Source organism: Mesorhizobium sp. M1A.F.Ca.IN.022.07.1.1, assembly GCF_003997575.1.
Lineage (GTDB): Bacteria > Pseudomonadota > Alphaproteobacteria > Rhizobiales > Rhizobiaceae > Mesorhizobium.
In genome coordinates this window covers 1-1983 of the sequence record NZ_RZST01000577.1, presented here as the reverse complement: position 1 = coordinate 1983, position 1983 = coordinate 1, and the positions used below count along the sequence as shown (strand labels likewise).

Sequence of the window (1983 nt, the reverse complement as noted above, 5' to 3'; positions counted from 1 at the left end):
GGCCGGAACGCCGGCGACGACAGCGTAAGGCGGCACGTCATGCGTCACCGCCGCGTTGGCACCGATGACGGCGCCATTGCCGATCGTGATGCCTGGCATGATGACGGCGCCATGGCCGATCCAGACATCGTGCCCGATGCTGACCGGCTTTGCCTGCCGCCGCTCTCGAAATGCCGCGTCGACGCCAAGCCAGCGGAAATATTCGTTGGGCCGGTAGCTCACTTTGTGCTGGGTCAGCCGCTCGATCGGATGCTCGAGCGCGTTGATGCGGCTGTTGGCGGCAATCGAGCAGAACTTGCCGATCGTCGTGTAGATCGCTTCCGAATGACGCTCGAAATAGGAAAAATCGCCGACCGTCACGTCGCGCAGGATCACCCGCTCGCCGATCGATGCATAGCGGCCAAGCTTGCACCCCTTCAACTCCGCGGTCGGATGGATGCGCGGCTCGGGATCCTTCGCAACGAGATGTTCAGGACGGTCCATGGCGCGGCTTTACGCCCGAGCGATTGCCCCGGCAAGCGGGACCAATCATCCGGGCGGATCGGAGCCTAATTGCGGCTTGCCCTTGGTCCACACGACGTTCTGGCCATAGAGCGGCACGGTCGTGACCGACATCTTCGCCGAGCCGTTCTGGACCTGGCGCGAATGCGAGAGATAGATCAGCGTCTCGTTCTTCTTGTCGTAGATGCGGTTCACCACCTGTTTCTTCCAGATCAGGCTGAGGCCCTGCTTGAACACCTCTTCGCCGCGCTCGCTCATGTCGATGTCGCCGATGGTGATCGGCCCGGTCTGGCGGCAGGAGATCGACGAGTCCGACGGATCCTCGAACCAGTTGCCCTTGTGCAGCCGATCGATGATGCTGCGGTCGAAATAGGCGACGTGGCAGGTGACGCCGTCGACCTTTGGATCCTTGATCGCATCGATCATGATGTCGTTGCCGACCCAGTCGACGCCGACCTTGCCGACCTCGTCCGCCATCGCTGCGCCGGCGCCGAGGGCAATGCAGGCGGCAATCAAGCCGATCAGTTTTCGCAAGGAAGCCTCCTCGGGTTTTGCGTTTAGCCGATGTCAGGTGGGACAGGACAATGGCATTTGCAAGCCATTCGATGATTGTCGCGACGGAGGCGGCAGGTCTCGTGGTTGCGGCAACGCGACCGCTTTGCGCGCGCGCCGCCAAACCGCTAAGACTGTCGCCGAACAGGCTCGCGCCGGATCCGCCGGGCCGCGACGATCGCAACGGATAGTTTCTGATGATGCGCTCAATTCTGGTCGGCATCCTCGTCCTGATGGCGGCGGGCATCGGCTGGCTCACTTTCGACTGGTATCGCGGCCATTATGGCGGCCAGCCCTACGGCGCACCGTTCACACTGATCGACCAGAAGAGCGCGCCGATCACCGAGGCCGCGTTCCGGGGCCACCCAAGCGTCGTCTTCTTCGGCTTCACTCATTGTCCGGAAGTCTGCCCGACAACGCTGTTCGAAATGGCCGGCTGGCTGAAGACGATGGGCGACAGCGGCAAGAACCTCAACGCCTACTTCGTCACGGTCGACCCGGAGCGGGACACGCCGCAGATCATCAATTCCTACGTCGGCAATTTCTCCGACCGCATCACCGGCATCACCGGCGATCCGGACAAGGTGCATGCAATGGCCAAGGCCTTCGGCATCTACTGGAAGAAGGTCGACACCGGCGACGGCGATTACACGATGGACCACACGGCCTCCGTGCTGCTCCTCAACGCCAAGGGCGAGTTCGCCGGCACCATCGCCTATGGCGAAAGCGCCGACACGGCTATTGCGAAGCTGAAGCGGCTCGCAGCAGGCGGCCAGGCGTGATCCCGAACCGAAGGTTTGCGTAGCAACAAGTGGAACCGGTTCTCGGAAATGATCACGCTCAAACATGAGTCGCCCTGATGGGGCAGACCAGGTTCCATTTCACGGCGGGCAAGGCCGAGGCTGACCGCATCTTCGCGGCGCTTGATGC

General features: G+C 62.4%; 3 protein-coding genes. 1 reads left to right on the top strand and 2 read right to left on the bottom strand.

Annotated elements, in window-relative coordinates; all coding sequences use genetic code 11:
• A partial coding sequence (locus tag EOA75_RS32330) for a DapH/DapD/GlmU-related protein (protein WP_127326099.1) occupies positions 1-483 on the bottom strand: 483 nt, incomplete at its 3' end.
• Positions 484-528: 45 nt separating this feature from the next.
• Positions 529-978: a CreA family protein gene (locus tag EOA75_RS32325; RefSeq protein ID WP_082980332.1), complete on the bottom strand. Its 450-nt coding sequence runs from the start codon at positions 976-978 to the stop codon at positions 529-531.
• Between the two features lie 272 nt (positions 979-1250).
• Here EOA75_RS32325 and EOA75_RS32320 point away from each other — a divergent pair, with 272 nt between their 5' ends.
• Positions 1251-1835, top strand: coding sequence for an SCO family protein (locus tag EOA75_RS32320; protein WP_066990790.1), 585 nt, complete (start codon positions 1251-1253; stop codon positions 1833-1835).
• Positions 1836-1983 lie beyond the last annotated feature (148 nt).

Bases quoted from the DNA above. Each gene is read 5' to 3' on its own strand.
- EOA75_RS32325 (WP_082980332.1), bottom strand. From the start codon at position 978: ATGGCGGACGAGGTCGGCAAGGTCGGCGTCGACTGGGTCGGCAACGAC.
- EOA75_RS32320 (WP_066990790.1), top strand. From the start codon at position 1,251: ATGATGCGCTCAATTCTGGTCGGCATCCTCGTCCTGATGGCGGCGGGC.